This is a genomic window from Chryseobacterium aahli, assembly GCF_022699665.1.
GTDB lineage: Bacteria > Bacteroidota > Bacteroidia > Flavobacteriales > Weeksellaceae > Chryseobacterium > Chryseobacterium aahli.
Window position 1 is genome coordinate 169355 of the sequence record NZ_JALDNB010000001.1, and the last position, 14929, is coordinate 184283.

A 14929-nucleotide genomic window follows, 5' to 3' on the forward strand; every position below is an offset into this window, starting at 1 on the left:
ATATTTACTTACTAAAATCATCCCAAACTGCTTTTGAAATGTCTGAAATTATTTTACAGTTTACCGCATCAGATTCTGTAGAATTGCTTACAAATACGGCAATTGCATAATGTTTACCGTTGGGTAAAGTGATAATGGCAATCTCATTTTCTGCACCCGTTAATCCTGCATCATTTTTCCCTGAAGCTCCCGTTTTTCTTGCAATCGGCGTGTTTTTTGGAAGTTGCTCAACTAATTTGTTGAGTCCGGTAGATGTTGATAGCATTACACTCATTAAATAATCTGTTGATTTTTTTGAAAGTAATTTCCCGTCATAGAATTTTTTCAAAACATCAACCGCAGATTGTGTAGTGCTATAATTTTTATACTGTAAACTCCAATCTTTATGCATTTCTGCTTCGTTGTTTTTGATCTGAAAACCTTTTACTCCTTTTGAATCCATAAATTGCTGAACAGTTTTTGTACCTCCGAGTAATTTCAACATAATATCGCAGCCGTTGTTATCACTTTTTGCGACCGTTAATTCTAAAATTTCACTTAAAGGAACTTCCACACCGCCGTTTGGGTATTTATCTCGAAGAGGAGACCAGGTATTTTCAAGCAAATTAGATTGGTCTAAATGAATTTTCTGATCTAATGAAAGTTTTCCTTTATCTACAAAATCCAAAACGGCAGCTGCAATATGGAATTTAAAAACACTCTGCATCGGAAGTTTTTTGTCTGCGTTTCTATTGTATTTAAAACCATTTTCAAAGCCCCAAACAGAAACTCCTACTGTGGCTTTTTTATTTAAAAGAATGACGTTGATTTTGTCGTGCAGACTCAATTTTTGTCCAAAACTAAAGGTTGAAATTAAAAGAAACAGCAGAATTACTTTTTTCATACGAAGATTTTTAGCGGAAATTTTTATTTAAAATAAATCCCTTTTAGATTCTAAAAGGGATTTGCAATTTAATATTTTTATTTATTTCAATTCAAAAGAATTTATATTAATGCCATCGTTTTCAAAATAAATCCTGATTTTATTTTCTCCTTTTTTAAGATTAATCCCTTTGGTGGAAGTGGTTTTCCAAGTTTCATTTCTTCCAGTGGACTTTAACGATAGTAATGATAATTGTTTTCCTAAGGCATCTTCAATTCTTATTTTCCCGTCTTTAGTGCTTGCATATTTTATCTCAAAATTGTAGGCTTTGTCAGTTTTTGAATTGATGGTATACTGAAGCCATTCTTCAGCTTCTGTTTTTCCTACATAATAGTTGTTGTCTTTTGTTTTATAAATATCAACGCCGTCATTTCTGAGTTGATCTCCGGAATTCCACTCGGATCTTTTTGCAGCGTCACTCACCCAAAGATTAATGAAATCTTTATCCTGATAAGCAGAACCTATTTGCCCCAAATCATATTCAGTTGCGTTCACCTTTCCAGGTGCCTGATGAATTTTGAAAGGTTTAGTTGAGTTATCAGTTGTCTGTCTGAACATCGCATCAATCACATCGTTTTTAATTTCGACATTGCTGAATTTATAGTTTTCTGCAATCTGCATCAATGCTTTTGTTGCGTATTCTTTGGATGGTTTTTCGCCTCCGTTTTTCCAGTAATCTAACAATTTTTGATATTCAGGAGTGATTTTTACATTGGTAATTCCTGCAATGTTGTCGATTTTTTTCATTGGCCAAAAGGCATAGCCAATATTATGTTTGTCTAAAAGCTGAATCAGTTCTGTAAACCAGACGTTTGAATTTTCTCCCGTTTCACCCAACCATATTGGCATGTTGTGTTTTTCTCTCAGTTCTAAAGCAAATTTTAAGGTCTCATCATTGTTGTAATTCCAGTATTTATGGAAACTGAAAACCATATTGTCATCCCAAATTGGGATTAATCCGTTGTAGTTGTTTCCCCAGCCGTTTCCTTCGAGAAAGATAATGTGTTTTTTGTCAACCTCACGGATGGCTTCTGTAATTTCTTTCTGTAATTTCCAAAGTGGAGCGTTAGACATTTCGTCTGTACCGTTCGGGTTTTTTCCGGTGAAGTTAATATTGGGTTCGTTGATTAAATCATAGCCTCCAATCCAAGGTTCATCTTTGTATCGTTCTGCTAATTTTTTCCAAAGAGCAATGGTTTTCTTCTGGTTTTCTTCGTTTTCCCAAAGTGATGGTTTTGACTTGTCATTGTCTGAAATATTGGCATCATTTCCCTGCCCGCCCGGAACAGCATGGAGGTCAAGTATTAAATAAATTTTGTTGTCTTTGCACCATTTCAACAAATCGTCGGTCATCTTAAAACCTTCTTCCAACCAAGTGTTTTGACCTTTAACGTGTTCTTTTTCGATGGGCAAGGTGTATAAATTATAGTGCATTGGAAGTCGCACAGAATTGAATCCTGATTTGGCTAAAAAATCAATGTCCTGCTTTGTGATTCCGTTTTTCAGGTAAGCTTTGTAAAAATTTTCCATTCCTTCCTGACCGATCAGTTCGGCAATTTTTTCTTTGATTTTAAATTGTGGACCGGCAAAATCTGCCGTTTTCAGCATATAGCCTTCCTGTAACATCCAGCCTCCCAAACCAAGACCTCTTAATTGAATGTTTTCACCTTTATCGTTTATAATTTTTTTTCCGTCGGTCTTTAATAATTGGGATGTCCCAAATTGAGACAATAAAAATACGGATAATAGGATGGTTCTTTTCATTGGGTTGATTTTTAAATATTAGGGGAGTTTTGAGTATTTTGATTTTAACAAATATATTTAAATATTATTGAATTAAAAATAAAATTCCTCCCTGAATAATCAAAGAGGAATTGTTATATTTAAATCTTTAGATGCTATTCTAAATAATCATTAAATCAACTGATTAATTTCATAATCTCCAAAGCTACTTTCAAAGCTTCAGTACCGTCTTCCAAAGAAACTTCCACATTTTTATCTTCCAAAATGGCATCTGCAAAAGAATTTAATTCATCCAAAATTGCATTATTAGGCTGAATGTTTGGATATTCAAACAAAATCTGATTCTTTTCACCTTCAGCATTTTCAATAATCATATCAAATGGAGTAGGATTTTCCGGAGCATCTTTCATTCTGATGACTTCTGCTTTTTTCTCTAAGAAATCTACAGAAACATAAGCGTCTTTTTGGAAAAAACGGCTTTTTCTCATTGCCTTCATCGAGATTCTTGAGGTTGTCAAATTAGCAACACATCCATTTTCAAACTCGATTCTTGCATTGGCAATATCTGGGCTTTTGCTTACCACACAAACGCCACTTGCGTGAATTTTTTTAACTCTAGATTTTACAACACTTAATAAAATATCCAAATCGTGAATCATTAAATCCAAAACTACTGAAACGTCAGTCCCGCGAGGATTAAATTCTGCCAAACGGTGAATTTCAATAAACATCGGATTCTGAATGTAATCTTTGGCTCCGATAAAAGCCGGATTATACCTTTCAACGTGCCCAACCTGCGCTTTGATACCAAATTCACGGCATTTATAAAGGATTTCTTCTGCCTGTTCTAAAGTTTGGGTAATCGGTTTTTCTATGAAAAAATGAAGACCTTTATCAATGGCTTTCAGAGCGTAATCATAATGATAAAGTGTTGGCGTTACAATATCCAACATATCAATTTGGCTTAATAAATCTTCAAGGTTTTCAAAATATTTGTAACCAAATTCAGCCTCCAGTTTTTTACCATTTTCTGCATCTTTATCGTGGAAACCGATAAATTCATATTTATCAGACTGATTCAGAAGTCGTAAATGTATTTTTCCCAAATGTCCGGCACCTACCAAACCTGCTTTCAACATAGCTTTTTAATTTTTGTAAATATAGTAATTTTAGATATTCGGAAACAGATGATAGGTTTTAGGTTGACAAATAATGATTGTTTTAGTATTTTTGTGATAAACTAGCACCCGCTAACTAATAACAACGATCTGATGACGCACGATTCATTTGTACACAAAGGGAAAAGAAGAAATTTAATCAATTATTTACGCCAGCAAATTGGGATTTCTGACGAAAATGTACTTTTTGCCATGAATGAGGTTCCGAGACATCTTTTTATCGAAAGTATTTTTGAAGATTTTGCTTATGAAGATCGGGCTTTTCCTATTTTGGCGCATCAGACGATTTCTCATCCTTCAACGGTTGCAGAGCAGTCGGAACTTTTACAATTAAAACAAGGTGAAAAAGTTCTGGAAATTGGTACTGGTTGTGGTTATCAGACTGCCGTCTTATTAGCTATGAAAGGCTTGGTGTATACGATTGAGAGGCAGAAAGATTTGTTTGATTATTCTAAAAAGAAATTCAGAGAATTGCATCTATATCCAAAGTTTCAGAGTTTTGGGGATGGCTTTGCCGGGCTTCCGACGTTTGCACCTTTTGATAAAATTATCGTGACTTGCGGAGCTGCAGTTTTGCCGACAGAATTATTAAAACAATTAAAAGTAGGCGGAAAAATGGTTATCCCATTAGGTCCTACGGATGAGCAGGTTTTATACAGATTCACAAAAATTTCTCCGACAGAAATTGAAAAAGAAGAGTTTGGGGCTTATAAATTTGTACCGATGTTGAATAACACCAATCAATAGATTATGATCAATCCGGATATTCTTGATTACAACGATAAGCAATCTGATTCAGATCAGGAAATCTGTACTTTTCTTTCAAAAATTATTGATTTAGAATTAAGAGATTCGGAAAATAAAATCTGGCACGCACATCCCGTTTGGTTTTTAGAAGGAAATCCGATTGTGGGCTACAGCAAACAGAAAAAGGGTATCCGTCTCATGTTTTGGAGCGGAAAATCTTTTAATGAGGAAACACTGAATGTGGAAGGTGAAAAATTTCAAGATGCTTCAGTGTTTTTTAACGATAAAACTGAAATTGATGAAGTTGATTTGAAGCGATGGCTCGGAAAATCTACAGAAATTCAATGGGACTATAAAAATATTGTTAAAAGAAAAGGTGAACTAGTGAGACTAAAATAACTTTTTCGGAACGAAAATTGAAGCAATTAATCATAATTTAACCTCACTTTTTAATGTTGAGGTTTTTTGTTTTAAATATTTAATCATAAAAATTAATGAAAGTATTCATCAATAAAAGAATTCCGGAAATAGGAATTACAATGCTGAAAGAAGCAGGTTTGCAAGTTACCTTGGCAGAAAATCCTGAACTGACGGAGTCAGAATGGCTGAAATATTGTAAAAATGCAGACGCAATTCTGAATGTCGGACAAAATACATACGATAAGGATTTCTTTGAAAAATTCCCCAATATCAAAGCGATTGCGCTGTATTCTGTGGGTTTTGATCATGTAGATATTGATGAAGCCAACAAAAGAAATATTCCTGTAGGAAATACGCCGGAAGTTCTAAGCAAAGCAACTTCTGATGTAGCTTTTCTGCTAATGCAATCGGTTGCAAGAAGAGCAAGCTACTATTTTCAAAAGGTAAAAGATGACGATTGGCGAGCTTTTGATCCGCTTCATGCTTTAGGTCAGGAGTTGTACGGAAAAACTTTAGGTGTTTTTGGGCTTGGAAGAATTGGTTATGAGATGGCTGAAAAGTGTAAGAAAGCTTTTGATATGAATATTATTTATCATAATAGAAGTCACAACGAAGAAGCTGAAAAAGAACTTGGCGCGAAGTACGTTTCGTTCGAAGAATTGGTGAGTCAGTCTGATGTTTTGAGTATTCATGCTAATTTTACGGAAGAACATTCTGAACTTTTCAATAAATCTGTTTTCGAAAAAATGAAATCTAATGCGATTTTCATCAATACTGCTAGAGGAGGTTTTCATAATCAGAAAGATTTATATAATGCATTGGTTTCAGAAAAAATTTGGGGAGCTGGTCTGGATGTGACAAATCCGGAACCTATTAAAGATAACGATCCGATTCTTAAATTGTCTAATGTATGTGTTTTACCACATATTGGTTCGGCAACAATTCAAGCCAGAAACGGAATGGCAAAATTAGCGGCAGAAAATTTGATTGCTTTCTCTAAAGGTGAAAAAATGCCGCATTGCGCAAATCCTGAAGTTTATCAATAATAATCGAATCTTGGAATCATTTTTGTCTTATCACTCACAACACTAAAAAATAATATTATGATTCCACAAGACAATACTGAAGAGCAAGAAAGAAATTTAGAAGAAATGGATTATAATCCGGGTGAAGATATTTTCAATAAAGAAGAGCATATTCCTTTGGACGGAGACGGAAATCCAATCATCAATCCCAATCACGTGAACGACGGAATGCCTTTCGGGCTAGATGTTCCCGGTGCGGAAGATGATGACAATTTTGAGCAGATTACAGATCAGCTTCCGGATGAGGAAAATGATTTCTACAGCCAGAGCGATAATGAAGATGATCACGAAGAAGAAAACGATGATATCGTAAGCTAACAGGATTAAAAGTATAAAAATTTAAGCTATCTCAATTGAGGTAGCTTTTTTTATTTAACACAATGTTAATTATAGATAAATAATTATTTAATATTATTCATAATACATTAAAAATGTTTTATGTTTGTAAAATATTTATTTATAATTGTTATTTTTTAATTAAGTGTTAATCCCATACTGTGCATATGAAAAAATATTTATCGGTTGTATTATTTTTGATTTTTATTTCGGTATTTTCCCAAACTCCACTTCAGGTAAAGATTAAAGACGCTTTGGGAAACGAAAATTTCCATGTAACGTGTACCAATGACCTGGATGCTAGCGGGTGTATTCAGCTTCATGCAGAATATCCGGTTTTAAAAGAAACCACTACTTATGCCGTAACCCCGGAAGTTTATAATCCTGCAGTTCCATTAAATCAGGGAACGCCTTTGAATGCCAATTTTGATGATGCTTTTGCAGTAAAACTGGATCTTCCTTTTTCGTTTTGTTTCTTCAATCAAAATTTTAATGCACTTGTGGTTGGTTCTAACGGAATGGTCACTTTTGATCTCAGCCAGCTCGGAAATATCAATTATCCCAATGTTTTTTGGCAAAATCCGAATGCGAGTCTTCCGAAAAATTCGATTTTTGGGGTGTATCATGATATGGTTTTTGCTGCCGGAGATTCTTCAGAAATTTATTATTCAACGGTAGGAACTGCGCCTTACAGAAAATTTGTGATTAATTTTTATGACGGAAGGGTAGCGGGTTGCACAGATCGTTCTTCGTCTCAGATTGTCCTTCACGAAACAACAAATATTGTTGAGGTTTTTGTAGATAAAAAACTGACTCCTTGCCCCACGAGAAAGTTTGAAAATGCACTGATCGGGATTATGAACAATGATGGTACTTTGGGCTATTCCCCGGGTTCAAGAAATACAGGAAATTGGCAAGCGACACAGGAAGCTTACAAATTTACCCCAACCGGAAACACGATTCAGCCGGAAGTAACGTGGACAAATTCTACAGGTCAGGTCGTTGGAAACGGTGTGCAAACTAATATTTGTCCGACTCAGAATGATACATATACAGCTACGGTTAAATTTAATGTTTGTGCAAGTAGTTTTCTGACTTTCACAGATGATTTTGTATTAGATTTTGATGCGACCTATCCGGTTGCAAAAAATTATAGTCAAAATTTTTGCGGTAATACACCTGTAAATATCAATTTAAATGATTTTAAACAAAATTTGACTTCACAGAATCCTGCGAATTTCAATTTTACTTTTCACTCAACTTTGCTTGATGCACAATCTGGACAAAATGCGTTGTCTCTAAATTATAGTTTGACTGCTAATTCAGTTTTTTTTGTAAGAATTCAGAATCCCAACGTACCGACTTGTTTCAGAGTTGCAGTACTTACCCTCAATTTTTTGAGTAAAAATCTGCTTTTAGATTTGATTTTGCTTTGTGATACCAATAATGATGGTGTTGAAAATGCGTATGATCTGACTTTGTTAAACAATCAGATTCTTCCGCCCAACACTACCGGAATTACATACCATGCAAGTCAAAATGATGCTCAAAACAACAGCAATCCAATCGTAACTGCAAATATTACAGCGACAACAAAAATTTGGGTCAGATTACAAGATGCAAATTGCGTGTATGTTTTAGGGCCTTTAAATTTTGGTTTAAAACCAGGTGTGAATGCCAATTCCCCCGGTCTTTATTCTTATACCATGTGTGACATCAATGATAATAATTTGGAAGAATTTGATTTTGCTTTAAATCTTGGACCATTGATTTCCAGTCAGCCAGGAGTAGGTTTTGCTGCTTACAGTACTTATGCCGCAGCTTTTAGTGGAACGGGACCGCTTTTAGGAACAATAAAGGATGGGTTACAGACTGTATTTATCAGAGTGCAGATTGCAGGAGGTTGTTTTACGGTGATTCCTGTGACTATGAATGTTACTTTTACTCAAATTAAAGCAAATGATAAAAATGAATACATCTGTTTTAATGGAACTGAGGATGTCAATGTAGATTTGCTTGCGCTTTCTGCAAATATGTTGATACTGCCTACAACAGCTCTGTTTACAGAATTTTATCAAACTTATGGAGATGCAGAATTAGGAATAAATCCGATTTCTTCTAATCAGACAATTACGACCAATGGTGATTTCGTTTCTCAGACGTATTATGTACGTTTTAAAGAAACAGATGAGTGTTATACCATCAGACCTATCAATGTTTATTTGGTTCATCCGGTGATTTCCACTTCAGCTTTCAGTATTTGTGATTTTAATAATGATAATTCGGAAAATGTTTCGTTACAACCTTTCACCGCAGCAATTATTGGTGGACAGAATGCAAGTGTTTTATTTTATCTGAATCAGGCTGATGCGCAGTCAGGAAATAATCCTGTGACCAATGCAATAATTACTGGAAATAACCAGCTTTTCGCAAAAATAACTTCTTACAATTGTACACAGATTTATCCGGTAAATTTCTCTTTGGTTTCAACACCGGCAGTAAATTCTACAGTAAACATAACTTTAAATAATATCTGCGATAATAATAATGACGGAGTGGAAATGTATAATCTTACCCTTTCGCAACCACAGATTTATAACGGATCTTCGAATGTAACTTTTACTTATTATACATCTTATAATGCTGTGACTCATACTTTTTCAGGACAAATTACGAATCCTACACAATTTATTGTACAAGGAACTGCGACAGTGTATGTAAAAGTTAAATTTAATAATAATGAATGTTTCTCAGCATCTCAGTTAAATATTCAGATGATATTTTTACCAGCAGTTGTATTGACAAACGCTGTTTTAAATACTTGTGATGAAGATTTTAATTTAAGCGAAACTTTTCAGTTGAATGATGCGGTTCCACAATTATTTATACCTGCTCAAAATACGTATGCGCTTTCAAATATGAATATTTCATATTACCTTACAGCAACAGAAGCCAATGCGGGAAACACTGCAAACCAAATCGGAAATTCTTACACAACTAATATTTCTACTGTTCAGGTCTGGGCGAGATTTCAGTCAAAGACCACCGGATGTTTTTCTGTAGCTCCGATTCAGTTGAATACTTATTTTCCTCCAAAAGCAATCAATTCAAGTATAACGATTTGTGATGAAAATTTAGACGGAACCTATGAAGTCAATCTGATGAATTACACCAATCTTTATATTGATATTCCGAATCAGATGAATACATTCAGTTTTTATCTGACGCAATCTGATGCTCAAAATGGTGTCAATGCAATTGCAAATCCAACAAATTTTACAGCTCAGCCATTTCCGGCTCAGATTTGGGTAAAAATTCAGAATATTCCGGCTTGTGATGATATTGCAAGTATTAATTTCATCATTGGAAATAAAATTGTTCTTCAGAATGCAGGACCGTTTAATTTAAACAATGTCTGTGATAATGGTAACGACGGAATTGAAAATGTAAATTTAACCCAGTTTCAACAGCAGATATATTCAGGAGCGAACGCTGTATTTACCTATTATCCGTCTTTAGCAGATTTAAATGCAGGAACAAATGTGATTGCAAATCCTACAACTTATCAATTTAATCAAAACACGGGATCGAATATAATATATGTAAAAGTGAGTGCTCCCGGATTCTGTCCTGAAATGACGAGCATAAAAATTTCTTTAAAGCTAGTACCGATATTTGAAATTCCAACTCAGTATTTCTGTCCGGACGGAACTTTTACATACACTTTAAAAGTTGAAGGCCACAATATTGTAAGTTATGTCTGGACGAATCCTTCAGGGCAGGTAGTTTCTACTTCCGATACGATTACAGGAATGAATGTTGTCGGAACTTATTCGGTAACTGTTACGTCTGATAATGGATGTTCTTATACGGGGACATTTGAAGCAAAATATTATGATGTTCCTGTCATTCAACAGATGGTTGCCAGTGGAAGCACCTACACGATTACGGCAACAGGTTCACAACCAATTGTTTATTCTATTGACGGAATTACCTGGCAGGCAAGTAATGTTTTCTACAATTTGCCAACCGGAATTATCACATTCTATGTAAAATATGTTGAAGGAAAATGTATCGTAAAGCAAGATGGAGTGATTTTAGATATTAAAAATGCCATCACGCCAAACGGAGACGGCGCTAATGATAAATGGATTATCAGAAACCTTCATGTTTTCGGAACCAAAATGACTAACGTAAAAGTGTTTGACCGTTATCAATACCTGATTTTTGAACAAAATACAAACACACAAATTATCTGGGACGGAACAATCTCAGGCAGACCAATTCCTACCTCAAGTTATTGGTACGTCATCACACTTCCGGATGGCAGAACCTTTACCGGATGGATTTTAGTGAAAAACAATAATTAAAAATATTTAAACAATTGAACGATAAAACCTCATTGATTTTCAGTGAGGTTTTGTTGTGTTTAAATATGAAACTTACTCTAACTCATCAAATAATCACCAGCATAAAAATTCCCCTCCTTTGGAGGGGTGGCGAAAATTCAAAGAATTTTTGACGGGGTGGTTTAAAAACGGAATCAAACTTCAAGATTTTAATATTCTGTATTCTCAAACCACCCCGTCTAAATTTTCACAGAAAATTTATCCACCCCTTCACTGGAGGGGAATTCATAGCTCAAAAAAAATGAATAAATTTACAACTTGACAACCATTTTTATGAAAGCTCTACTTACAAAGCAATTCTTTGTTCTTTTTAGTTTACCTATCTTGATAGTTATTACACTTTCATTTTTTATCACTAAAGATGTGATAGACACGATAGGTTTTAACAGAACAATACAATGGAGTGTTTGGGGTAAATATCTTGGAAATTCATTTTATAATTTTTCAGTTTTTATAATGACATATCTTACTTACCCCATTGGATATTTTATAATCTTTTTAATGAGAAGAACAACAAATTATTATTTGTCATTACTACATTTTAGCATGGTTATTTTCAACCTCATTCTACTGTGTGTTGCTCCCGAGTTTTATATTCTTATTCCTATCTCAGTAATTTGTTTTATAATTTTCATTTTTAATATCTTTAAAACCACAAAAGTCTAACAACAATCAACCAAACAACAATCAACTATATAATGACTTTCAAAGAACAGATACAACAAGGAATTCCCACCGAACTACCTCAGCCAAAACCATACGAAACACAAATCAACCATGCACCAAAGCGTAAAGAAATCTTAACAGACGAAGAGAAAAAACTCGCTCTGAAAAACGCTTTACGATACTTCGAACCTCAGTTTCACGCAGAATTATTGCCGGAATTCAGGGAAGAACTGGAAAAATACGGCAGAATTTATATGTACCGCTTCCGTCCGGATTACGAGATGAAAGCAAGAGATATTGCCGAATATCCTGGAAAATCTGAACAGGCAAAAGCCATTATGCTGATGATTCAGAATAATCTGGATTATGCTGTGGCGCAACATCCCCACGAACTGATTACTTATGGTGGAAATGGAGCAGTGTTCAGCAACTGGGCGCAGTATCTTCTGACGATGAAATACCTGTCGGAAATGACAGACGAACAGACGTTGACAATGTATTCCGGTCATCCGATGGGATTATTTCCCTCGCACAAAGATGCGCCGAGAGTGGTGGTGACGAACGGAATGATGATTCCAAATTATTCCAAGCCGGACGATTGGGAAAAATTCAATGCGTTGGGTGTTTCACAGTACGGACAAATGACCGCGGGAAGTTATATGTACATCGGTCCGCAGGGAATTGTGCACGGAACGACGATTACGGTTTTAAATGCTTTCAGAAAAATCAATAAAGAACCAAAAGGCGGATTATTCGTCACGTCAGGTTTGGGCGGAATGTCCGGAGCTCAGCCAAAAGCCGGAAATATCGCAGGTTGCATTACGGTCATTGCCGAAGTCAATCCTAAGATTACAAAAATCCGTCACGAACAGAAATGGGTGAATGAAATCCACGAAAATCTGGATGAATTAGTGGCAAGAGTAAGAAAATCGCAGGAAAATCAGGAAACGGTTTCTTTGGCTTACCTTGGAAACATCGTGGATATCTGGGAAAAATTTGATGAAGAAAATTTAAGAATCGATATTGGTTCAGACCAGACTTCACTTCACAATCCTTGGGCGGGCGGTTATTATCCGGTCGGGCAATCGTTTGAGGAATCCAATACCATGATGGCAGAAAACCCTGAATTATTCAAAGAAAAAGTTCAGGAAACCTTGAGAAGACACGCTGCAGCCATCAACAAACATACAGCAAAAGGAACTTATTTCTTCGATTATGGAAATGCCTTTTTACTCGAAGCTTCCAGAGCTGGAGCCGATGTAATGTCTGAAAATCCTACGATTGGAAGAGAATTTAAATATCCATCATACGTTCAGGATATTATGGGACCGATGTGTTTTGATTATGGTTTCGGGCCGTTCCGTTGGGTTTGTACCAGCGGAAAACCGGAAGATTTGCAGAAAACGGATGACATTGCGTGTGCCGTTTTAGAGGAAATGATTAAAACATCGCCGGAAGAAATTCAGCAGCAAATGAAAGACAATATCACGTGGATCAAAGGTGCTCAGGAAAACAATCTGGTCGTTGGTTCGCAGGCGAGAATTCTGTACGCCGATGCAGAAGGAAGAATGAAAATCGCTGAAGCCTTCAACAAAGCCATTGCCAACGGAGAAATCGGAGCGGTGGTTTTGGGAAGAGACCATCACGATGTTTCGGGGACAGATTCGCCGTACAGAGAGACTTCTAATATTTATGATGGCTCGAGATTTACGGCAGATATGGCGATTCACAATGTGATTGGCGACAGTTTCCGTGGGGCGACTTGGGTGAGCATCCACAACGGTGGCGGCGTTGGCTGGGGTGAAGTGATCAACGGTGGTTTCGGGATGTTGCTCGATGGAAGCGACGATGCCGACAGAAGATTAAAATCGATGCTTTTCTGGGACGTCAACAACGGAATTTCAAGACGTAGCTGGGCAAGAAATGAAGGTGCTGTTTTCGCGATTAAAAGAGCAATGGAAGCTGAGCCGAATTTGAAGGTGACATTGCCGAATTTTGTAGATGAGAATCTTTTTTAATTTGAAAATACTAAAACGTCCCGTCACTTCGAGTAGAGTTTTGCAAAAACTCGTATCGAGAAGTTGTTGAATCCGAAGATGTCTGTAGTTCACGGGTTCTCGATACTTTTTTTCTTTCAGAAAAAACACTCGAAATGATGAAGTTGTGAACTTTACTCATTGATTTTTAAATAAGATTTTCACTTCGTCACTTCGAGTAGCTTTTGAAAAAAGCGTATCGAGAAGTTTCACGCAAAAGTTCTCGATACCTCCCGATTGGATCGGGAAACTCGAACTGACGAAAGCAATTTTTATAAATAACAAAAACCTGCACAAAGCAGGTTTTTTTCGTGCACGTCATTGAGAGAAGGAATAACAGCCGGTCCCGAATATTCGGGAAAGCAATCCGTTGAATTGTTCTCAACATTCTGAACAGATTGCTTTGCTTTGCTCGCAATGACGAACTATTTATTCCCCTTAAACGTCACTCCAAGAGAAACCACAGGTTTTGTAAACTGATTTCCGTTGGCAACATCTCCGTTTCCGAGAACGAACTGATAACCGGCTCGTGTGGTCAAATACACCGATATATTCTCCTTCGTCATGCTTCCTATTTTCACTGAAAAATCTACGCCGCCTTGAATATTATAAAAAAGATCACGGTTGAGCTTTCTGGGAACTTCGTATTGATTGACGATCCACATTCCGTCAACTTCATTGTACTGCGTTTGGGTACTAGTTTCATCGGGATTGACGAGACTTAAAAAATACAAACCTGTAGAAAGATACGTGCTGAAAAAAACTTTATCGTTATTGATCACGTCATTTTGAACTAAAAAATTGAGCGTCGCATGATTGGATCGTGTTCTGTCGGCTAAGTAGCCAAAGTTTTCAGCATGTTTTTCGCTGGTATAGCTCAGTGCTGCACCCAATGAAACATGGTCATTAATGTATCCTCTCACATTAAGGTGTACCGCAGGTTGATACTGTCGAATCGCAGGCTGCCATTCTATTCCTCCGTAAAATGCGATCTTATCTTTCTGTGCAAAACAGATGTTGCCGCTTAGTAAAAATACCAGAATATAAAGTGCTTTTTTCATAACAAAGAATTTTAAAGTTCAACAGAAAAGAATGGAAAAATACTTTATGAGAAAGATTTCATCATCACTCTTTATTATTAAGACTTTAAAATTCTGGAAAGGTTGCCTTGGATTGGGAGATTTTGTGGAAAATTATAAAACCTGCTGTGAGGTAGGTTTATTATAGTATTTTGAACGTAGATGGCGCAGATTTTAAATCCGTGCCTTAGCTTTTGTAAATGCTCACGGATTGCAAATCTGCAAGATCGGGGGCAATGGAATGGAAGCTGAGCTGAATCTGAAAGTGACGTTGCCTAATTTTGTGGACGAAAGTTTGTTTTAAAACT

At 36.0% G+C, this 14929-nt stretch carries 11 protein-coding genes; 7 read left to right on the forward strand and 4 right to left on the reverse strand.

Translation table 11 applies throughout. The features are described 5' to 3' along the window. Positions 1–4: 4 nt before the first annotated feature. From bla-A to MQX03_RS00700, 3 genes are all read right to left on the reverse strand, one after another. Positions 5–883 (reverse strand): CGA/CIA family class A beta-lactamase, encoded by an 879-nt coding sequence (bla-A, locus tag MQX03_RS00690; protein ID WP_242800587.1) that lies wholly within the window; start codon positions 881–883, stop codon positions 5–7. Between the two features lie 81 nt (positions 884–964). Continuing rightward, positions 965–2686, reverse strand: coding sequence for a cellulase family glycosylhydrolase (locus MQX03_RS00695; RefSeq protein WP_242800589.1), 1722 nt, complete (start codon positions 2684–2686; stop codon positions 965–967). A gap of 155 nt (positions 2687–2841) precedes the next feature. Next, the gene (locus MQX03_RS00700; RefSeq protein WP_229985375.1) at positions 2842–3804 is read right to left on the reverse strand and encodes a Gfo/Idh/MocA family protein; all 963 of its coding nucleotides are present in this window, start codon (positions 3802–3804) and stop codon (positions 2842–2844) included. A gap of 132 nt (positions 3805–3936) precedes the next feature. On the opposite strand from MQX03_RS00700, the gene MQX03_RS00705 reads away from it, so the two are divergent. The 6 genes from MQX03_RS00705 (at position 3937) to MQX03_RS00730 (ending at position 13524) form a co-directional block, all read left to right on the forward strand. After that, positions 3937–4590 (forward strand): protein-L-isoaspartate(D-aspartate) O-methyltransferase, encoded by a 654-nt coding sequence (locus MQX03_RS00705; protein ID WP_242800591.1) that lies wholly within the window; start codon positions 3937–3939, stop codon positions 4588–4590. Positions 4591–4593: 3 nt separating this feature from the next. Further along, on the forward strand, positions 4594–4989 hold the full coding sequence (locus MQX03_RS00710; RefSeq protein WP_242800593.1) for a DUF1801 domain-containing protein: 396 nt from the start codon (positions 4594–4596) through the stop codon (positions 4987–4989). A 95-nt stretch (positions 4990–5084) separates the two neighbouring features. Then, complete coding sequence (locus tag MQX03_RS00715; protein WP_242800595.1) at positions 5085–6056, forward strand: 2-hydroxyacid dehydrogenase; 972 nt, start codon at positions 5085–5087, stop codon at positions 6054–6056. A 57-nt stretch (positions 6057–6113) separates the two neighbouring features. Then, entirely contained in the window at positions 6114–6413 is a 300-nt protein-coding gene (locus MQX03_RS00720; protein WP_242800597.1) for a hypothetical protein, read from the forward strand. Between the two features lie 185 nt (positions 6414–6598). Then, positions 6599–10801: a T9SS type B sorting domain-containing protein gene (locus tag MQX03_RS00725; protein ID WP_242800599.1), complete on the forward strand. Its 4203-nt coding sequence runs from the start codon at positions 6599–6601 to the stop codon at positions 10799–10801. 737 nt (positions 10802–11538) lie between these two features. Continuing rightward, positions 11539–13524, forward strand: coding sequence for a urocanate hydratase (locus tag MQX03_RS00730; RefSeq protein ID WP_242800601.1), 1986 nt, complete (start codon positions 11539–11541; stop codon positions 13522–13524). A gap of 443 nt (positions 13525–13967) precedes the next feature. On the opposite strand, the gene MQX03_RS00735 is transcribed toward MQX03_RS00730, so the two are convergent. Next, positions 13968–14603 carry a hypothetical protein gene (locus MQX03_RS00735; RefSeq protein ID WP_242800603.1) on the reverse strand — a complete coding sequence of 212 codons (636 nt, stop codon included), beginning with the start codon at positions 14601–14603 and terminating at the stop codon, positions 13968–13970. A gap of 31 nt (positions 14604–14634) precedes the next feature. Here MQX03_RS00735 and MQX03_RS20420 point away from each other — a divergent pair, with 31 nt between their 5' ends. Further along, positions 14635–14769, forward strand: a complete 135-nt coding sequence (locus tag MQX03_RS20420) for a hypothetical protein (RefSeq protein ID WP_262916893.1) — start codon at positions 14635–14637, stop codon at positions 14767–14769. Positions 14770–14929 lie beyond the last annotated feature (160 nt).

Excerpts from the sequence above, each read along its gene's own strand:
- bla-A (WP_242800587.1), bottom strand. The coding sequence starts at position 883 with ATGAAAAAAGTAATTCTGCTGTTTCTTTTAATTTCAACCTTTAGTTTT.
- MQX03_RS00695 (WP_242800589.1), bottom strand. The coding sequence starts at position 2,686 with ATGAAAAGAACCATCCTATTATCCGTATTTTTATTGTCTCAATTTGGG.
- MQX03_RS00700 (WP_229985375.1), bottom strand. The coding sequence starts at position 3,804 with ATGTTGAAAGCAGGTTTGGTAGGTGCCGGACATTTGGGAAAAATACAT.
- MQX03_RS00705 (WP_242800591.1), top strand. The coding sequence starts at position 3,937 with ATGACGCACGATTCATTTGTACACAAAGGGAAAAGAAGAAATTTAATC.
- MQX03_RS00710 (WP_242800593.1), top strand. The coding sequence starts at position 4,594 with ATGATCAATCCGGATATTCTTGATTACAACGATAAGCAATCTGATTCA.
- MQX03_RS00715 (WP_242800595.1), top strand. The coding sequence starts at position 5,085 with ATGAAAGTATTCATCAATAAAAGAATTCCGGAAATAGGAATTACAATG.
- MQX03_RS00720 (WP_242800597.1), top strand. The coding sequence starts at position 6,114 with ATGATTCCACAAGACAATACTGAAGAGCAAGAAAGAAATTTAGAAGAA.
- MQX03_RS00725 (WP_242800599.1), top strand. The coding sequence starts at position 6,599 with ATGAAAAAATATTTATCGGTTGTATTATTTTTGATTTTTATTTCGGTA.
- MQX03_RS00730 (WP_242800601.1), top strand. The coding sequence starts at position 11,539 with ATGACTTTCAAAGAACAGATACAACAAGGAATTCCCACCGAACTACCT.
- MQX03_RS00735 (WP_242800603.1), bottom strand. The coding sequence starts at position 14,603 with ATGAAAAAAGCACTTTATATTCTGGTATTTTTACTAAGCGGCAACATC.
- MQX03_RS20420 (WP_262916893.1), top strand. The coding sequence starts at position 14,635 with ATGGAAAAATACTTTATGAGAAAGATTTCATCATCACTCTTTATTATT.